Genomic DNA, 5,941 nt, shown 5'->3' with positions numbered 1-5,941 from the left:
CGTCCGCCCCCTCGCAAGGCCGCCGTCGTTCCCTACGTGAAAGAACGCGTCCTTGCCGCAGTCGTAGCGTCCGTCTTTTTCATCATCGCATGCGCAACGCCCGCGATGAGGGTGGCCACCGTGGGCTACCAGGGCACCCCGGGTCATGAGAAGGACATGTCTGGCTTCGAGCTGCTGCTGAACGGCTGGATGGGGGCGTGGAGCATGAACTTTGGCTGGTACGCGAACCCCTTGTTCGCCATCGCCCTGCTGCTGCTCCTGGTGGGCGCGGATCGCAAGGCCCTCTGGGTTGGCACGTTCGCCGCCCTCGTGGGATTGTCCTCACTGACCTGGTTTGTCCAGCCCCTCCCCTCGGGTTCAACCAGTCTCGCCAAGCTGGTGTATCCCTCGATGGGTTTCGTCTGCTGGATGCTCAGCCTGTCCAGCGTTCCCCTCACAGCCCTCGAACTCTCGTCCAGGCACAAGGCTTCGGCTACTTGAGGCAGGCCTTCAGCACCTTTGCGCGGAAGGCCCGTCAGGGGGCACTCGACCGTCAGCGATGGCCCGCTCGACGAGCCGCAACAGCTCTTCCATGTCGAAGGGCTTCTTGAGGTAGTCGTGCGCGCCCTCGCTCAGGCACCGGCGGGCCGTCTCGCTGGACGCGTAGCCGGTGGCCACGATGACCTGGAGGCACGGGTGGCGCTGCTTCAGGGCCATCAGCGTCTCCACGCCATCCATGCCCGGCATCTTCAGGTCGGTGATGACCAGGTCGAAGTGCTCCTCCTCCGCCTGGGCGATGGCCGCGGCGCCGCAATCCACGGTGCGGACGTCGTAGCCCTCCAGGGCGAGGATCATCTCCAGCGCCTCGCGGATGTCCTCCTCGTCGTCGACCACCAGGATGCGGCCGAGCATCCGGGCCTCCTCTCGCGACGCCTCGGTCACCCTTCGGCCCTGCCTGCCTCGGCGGCGACGCACGGCACGTCCGGGGGTGCGTCCCTCGCGGGGAGCCACAGCCGCACCCTGGCCCCATGGCCCTCCTCGCTCTCCACGTCGACGGTGCCGCCCTGGCCCGTGATGAACTGCTGCGCCAGCGCCAGGCCCAGCCCCATGCCTTCACCCGGCGCCTTCGTCGTGAAGAACAAATCAAGGACATGCGGCAGCACCGCGGGGGGAATGCCGGGCCCGCTGTCGAGCACCCTCACCTCCAGGCCCTGCCGGCCGCCCCGCGACAGCGGCCGCGCCTCGACCCGCACCGTGGCGCCCGCGGGGCTGGCCTCCAGCGCGTTGGTCACCACGTTGAGCAGGGCCGTCTCCACCTCCGTGGCATTCACATGGACCCAGGGCAGGTCGGCCGCGGGGAGCCCTTGCTTCAGGTGCACCGCGCGGCGGTGGGCCTCGGGGCTGGCGTTGGCGAGCGCCCGGTCCACCAGCGTCCCCGCCGGGTACCACGCGCGCTTCACGGGCGCCTGCCCGGAGAACTCCTGCAGCGCCGTCAGCAGGCACGAGCAGCGCTGCGACTGCCGCTCGATGGCGAGCAGCGCCCGGTGCAGGAGCTTGGGGTCCACCGCGCGCCGGGCCAGCAGCTGGGCGTTCATCCGGATGGCGGCGAGGGGGTTGTTCAGCTCGTGGCAGAGCCCCGCGACCAACGTGCCCACCGCGGCCTGCCGGGCGCCATCGACGACCTCCGCCTGCGTGTCGCGCAGGGTGTGCAGCGTGGCCTGCAGCTCGCGCGTCCGGGCGTCCAGCTCCACGTAGATTCGGTGAAGGCGCTCGGCGGCGCGCACACGGGCCTTGAGCTCCGCCGGACCGAAGGGCTTGCCCAGGTAGTCATCCGCGCCCGCGTCCAGCCCGTACACCACGTCATCGCGACCGGTCTTCGCCGTCAGCAGCAGGAGGGGCACGTCCCGGAACCGGGGGTCGGCCTTGAGCCGCGCGGCCAGCTCCAGGCCGTCCACCTCCGGCATCATCACGTCCGACACGATGACATCCGGGCGGCGCCGCTGCACCGCGTCCCACGCCTGCTGACCGTTCTCCACCAGCACCAGGTCATAGCTGTCCGCCAGCAGCTCGGCCAGGTACGCACGCATGCCCGGGTTGTCTTCGGCGATGAGCAGGTGCGGCGCGTCGTGTGGGGGCCTCCGGGGCTCCGCCTGTGCGTGAGGCGGTGTCTGGAACTGCGGGAAGTAGGCCCGATGCGAGGCGGAGGGCTGACGCTCCTCCGGGCCCGCGTCGGTGGGGCGCGCCGGTTCCGCCGGGAGCCGCACCGTGAAGCGGGCCCCCTTGCCGGGCTCGCTCTCCACGCGGACGTGGCCGCCCATCAGCTCCGTGAACTCCTTCACGATGGCCAGGCCCATCCCCGTCCCCTCGTGCTTGCGCGTGGCGGAGCCGTCGAGCTGCTGGAAGCGCTGGAAGATGACCTCCTGTTTGGCTTTGGGAATCCCCGGCCCGGTGTCGCTCACGGACAGCTCCAGGTCCCCCTCCACACGTCGCAGACGGACGGTCACCCGGCCTTCGGCGGGGGTGAACTTGAGGGCGTTGCCCAGCAGGTTGAGGACGAGCTTCTCGAACTTGCGCCCGTCCAGGAGGAGGACGCCGAGCGAGGCATCGGGCTCGAAGCGCACGTCGATCCGCCGCGAGCTTCCCGCAGGCCTCGCATCCTCCACGATGCCAGCGACCAGGTCGGAGACGTCCACGGGCTGCGGGTCGACCGCGAGCTGTCCGGCCCCCAGCTTCTGGTGGTCCAGGATGTCGTCCACGAGGTGGAAGAGCCGCACGGCGTTGCCGTGGATGCGCTCCAGCGCGTACCGGGTGCGGTCGGACAGTTCGCTGGTGGAGGATGCGAGCAGCGTGCCCAGCGGGCCCAGGATGAGGGTCAGTGGCGTGCGCAGCTCATGGCTCATGACGGTGAGGAATTCGTCCTTGGCGCGGGCGGCCTCTTCGGCGACCTGCTTCGCCTTCTGGAGCTCCGTCTCCATCCGCTTGCGCCCGGTGATGTCCACGTAGATGCCCAGCAGGCCGGTGACGTGCCCGGCCAGGTCCCGGATGGGGACCTTGCTGGTGAGCAGCGTGCGCTGGGTGCCGTCGGCGCGGAGCACCGGCTCCTCGATGTCATGGAACGCCCGGCCCTGCTCCATCACCTCGCGGTCGACCTTGACGAAGAAGTCCGCCTCCTCGCGCTTCTTCCACACGTCGTAGTCGCTCTTGCCCACGAGGTGCTCGAGCGTGCCCATGCCGGTGTCGTTGAGGAAGTTCTGGTTGCCGCCCAGGAAGCGCCCCTTCCGGTCCTTCCAGAAGACCGCGTGGGGCACGTTGGCGATGACGTACTGAAGCACCGACTGTTGATGGCGGAGCACCTGGACGGCCCGCTCCCGCCCGGTCACGTCGAAGGCGATGCCAATGCCGCCGGTCACACTCCCCCGGGCATCGCGCAGCGGGGTGTAGTGCACTTCGAACCACGTCCCGCGCACGCTCCCCACCGCGGAGACCTCCTCCCCCGCCAGCACGCGGTGGACGCTCTGGATGATCCAATCGATGTCCGCGTAGGCCGTGAAGATGGACTCACCGACGAGCTCGCCATGCGTCCTCCCAAGGCCCTCGATCCCCTTCCCTTCGGAGACCGTGAGGATGCCCTGCGTGTCGAACGCGAACAGGAGGACGGGCGTGTGGTCCAGCACCAGCCGGAGGCGTCGCTGGGCCTCCTCGAAGGAACCCGGCTCCCCATGAGGGCTGCCGCGCGCGTACTCCGGGGAGACGTCGCGCACGAAGAGCCACCCCTGCCCGCGCCGCGGATGAAGGCGCACCTCCAGGCTCCGTCCACAGCTGGCCCGATGCGCGACGAGCTTCGCGGGCTCCCCCCGGGCGAGCGCACGGAGGAGCGCGGGCTCGCCGAAGAGGGACTCCAGCGTCCGGCCCAGCAGCTCGGCCCGGGGGCGCTGGAGGAGACGCTCGGCGCCCGGGTTCACCGCCTGGACCTGCCCCATGGAGCTGACCGCGATGACCCCCTCATCCAGGGCCTCCGCGAGCTCCCATGCGGACGCGCCCTCCAGGCCACTGGCCTGGAAGGTGAGACTGGGCAGGGTGTCGTCACAGGAGTGCTGCGCCATGGCACGGGGCCTCAAGGGTGTAGGCAAAAACTACGCATGTGCCCGCGCTGGAGCCATGCGACCTTCGCCCGGCATCCCTCACCGCCACAGCGAGCCAGAGGGCCTGGGCCCGGCTGCTCCCCCAGGTGGGGGCAGGACCGAAGTCGGAAGGCGTCGGCGAGGGCCCCGCGCGAGCGGCTGGGCGAGTCGCTGCGCCCCGCGATGAGGGAGCGGAGGATGGGCATGGAGGACTTCACGCAAGGCGACGGCGGCAATCGGTAGGATGCCGGCCATGAGACGAACCCTGTGGCGTCGCCTGGGCCTCGCTGTCGCCGCCCTGTTGCTGGTGGTGGCCGCCGTCGTGGCAGTAGGACTGAGCGACGTGAGTGTCCCGGACACCTCGCGCTTCGACGCCGACCTGGGCGCCATCCGGGCACTGGCCGTCTCCACCGGAGAGCCGCTCCCCACCGAGCTGCGCAGCCAGCACGTGGGCAGGGCCAACGGAGTGCCGCTCACGTTCGTGGTGGCCGGCAGCGGCTTCGCGGACCACTCCTTCGACTTCTATGCGTACCAGCTCGTCTATGCCGGCGGCCACACGGTGCTGGTGGACGTCGTGAACGATGAGCAGACCCAACAGGCCCAGTTCCCCGGCTCGGAGTTCGACGCCGCGGCCTACGCCCGGGTCCAGGAGGCGCTGCGCCGCGCGGACGCGACGGTCGTCACCCACGAGCACTTCGACCACTGCGCGGGCATCGCGCACTCGGCACACCTGGACGAGGTGGCGAGCAAGGTCCACCTCACGGACGAGCAACTGCGGAGCCCGGAAGCGCAGGACGCCGGCTTCACCGCGGAGCTGCGCGCCAGGTTCACGCCGCTCAAGTACGAGCGCATGCACCTGCTGCGTCCCGGCGTGGTCCTCATCAAGGCGCCGGGCCACACGCCCGGCACCCAGCTGGTATACACGCGGCTCGCCGACGGGCGCGAGTTCCTGCTCGTCGGCGACGTGGCCTGGCACCAGGACAACATCCGGCTCCCGCGGATGCACCCGCGGCTCTCCAACTGGATGGGCGGCGAGGATGCGCAGGCGATGGCGCACCAGCTTCGGTGGCTGCACGACCTGCGGCGCACAGCACCCGAGCTGCACCAGGTGGTGGCGCACGACGGCGCGCAGATGCAGGACTACCAGCGCCGCGGGCTCATCCTGGACGGGCTGCTCTGACCCGTGGGCATGGGCTAATGTCTGACGCCTCCATGCCCCAGCTCCAACGAACGATGAGCGATGCAGACTGCCTGGCCGAAGCAGAGCGGATCCAGCGGCTGCTGGCCGAGCACGCCGCGCGGCATGACCGGGAGACCTCCCTGCCCGACGAGGGCTTCGAGGCCATGGCCCAGTCCCCGCTGAACACCGCGCTGCTGGAGGGCGCCTCCTGGCTGACCTTCGGGCGCATCGTCAGCATCCTGAGCCGGGGCAGCGCTTCCTTCGGGACGCTCTGGCTGATGCACCAGGGCTCGGGGCTCGCCTTCCTGGCCCTGCCGGAGCCCGCGCTGGTGGCCTCCTTCAACGACAGGTTCCGCCAGGGGGCCTGGTTCGGCAACGCCCTGTCCGAGCCCACCAGTGGCAACATGTTCCTCATGCCTCACCAGGAGGCTCGCCGCGCCGACGGCGGCTGGCGCCTGTCCGGGGCCAAGCGCTTCGTGTCGGGCAGCGAGCAAGCCCAATACCTGCTCACCAACGCTGTGTGTGATGGCCAGCCCGCCTTCTTCCTCATCGACAAGGACGACTCCATCCAGGTGGAGGATGTCTGGGACACAATGGGCATGCGGGCCACGCGCAGCCAGCTCCTGCACTTCCAGGACACGCTGCTGCCGGAGTCCCGGAG

The 5,941-nt window shown here is 70.1% G+C and carries 5 protein-coding genes; 3 read left to right on the top strand and 2 right to left on the bottom strand.

Annotated elements, in window-relative coordinates:
• Nucleotides 1–480 (top strand): hypothetical protein (locus D7V93_RS36140; RefSeq protein ID WP_208723270.1); only part of this gene is annotated, 480 nt, incomplete at its 5' end.
• A 9-nt stretch (nucleotides 481–489) separates the two neighbouring features.
• Here the strand turns inward: D7V93_RS36140 and D7V93_RS36135 are convergent.
• Both D7V93_RS36135 and D7V93_RS36130 read right to left on the bottom strand, forming a co-directional pair.
• The gene (locus tag D7V93_RS36135; protein ID WP_120647684.1) at nucleotides 490–891 is read right to left on the bottom strand and encodes a response regulator; all 402 of its coding nucleotides are present in this window, start codon (nucleotides 889–891) and stop codon (nucleotides 490–492) included.
• Nucleotides 892–917: 26 nt separating this feature from the next.
• Nucleotides 918–4,082 carry an ATP-binding protein gene (locus D7V93_RS36130; protein WP_120647683.1) on the bottom strand — a complete coding sequence of 1,055 codons (3,165 nt, stop codon included), beginning with the start codon at nucleotides 4,080–4,082 and terminating at the stop codon, nucleotides 918–920.
• Between the two features lie 271 nt (nucleotides 4,083–4,353).
• Between D7V93_RS36130 and D7V93_RS36125 the strand changes: the two genes are divergently transcribed.
• Both D7V93_RS36125 and D7V93_RS36120 read left to right on the top strand, forming a co-directional pair.
• Complete coding sequence (locus D7V93_RS36125) at nucleotides 4,354–5,280, top strand: MBL fold metallo-hydrolase (RefSeq protein WP_158623940.1); 927 nt, start codon at nucleotides 4,354–4,356, stop codon at nucleotides 5,278–5,280.
• A 53-nt stretch (nucleotides 5,281–5,333) separates the two neighbouring features.
• Nucleotides 5,334–5,941 (top strand): acyl-CoA dehydrogenase family protein (locus D7V93_RS36120; protein ID WP_208723269.1); only part of this gene is annotated, 608 nt, incomplete at its 3' end.

Source organism: Corallococcus llansteffanensis (assembly GCF_003612055.1).
In the GTDB taxonomy this organism is placed as follows: Bacteria; Myxococcota; Myxococcia; order Myxococcales; family Myxococcaceae; genus Corallococcus; species Corallococcus llansteffanensis.
This window is presented reverse-complemented; position numbering and strand designations above follow the sequence as displayed.